This is a genomic window from Bartonella sp. AA86SXKL (assembly GCF_042196885.1).
This window is the reverse complement of record NZ_JBHIRE010000477.1, coordinates 1-277: the sequence shown is the minus strand read 5'-3', so window position 1 is coordinate 277 and position 277 is coordinate 1. Positions and strand designations below refer to the sequence as shown.

The 277-nt window shown below is 43.3% G+C and carries 1 protein-coding gene; it reads left to right on the top strand.

The annotated features are described in order from the left end of the window. A partial coding sequence (locus tag ACFIO5_RS12740) for a laccase domain-containing protein (RefSeq protein ID WP_375705603.1) occupies positions 1–277 on the top strand: 277 nt, incomplete at both ends.

Below are 277 nucleotides of genomic sequence, written 5' to 3'. Positions count from 1 at the left end.
AATTTAGTCACTGTTAATCAAATACCCTCTTGTGAAGTTGTCGTAGTTGACCAAGCTTTTATCGATGAGCCTCCTAAAGCTGATGCTCTCGTTACCACAACACCAGGACTCGTAATCGGTATTCTTACAGCAGATTGTGGTCCAGTTCTATTTTCTGATCCACAAGCAGGTGTCATCGCCGCCACACATGCTGGCTGGCGAGGAAGCTTAAAAGGAATTATAGCAAAAACAATTGCTGCTATGGAAGAACAAGGAGCCAAAAGACACTCAATAACAG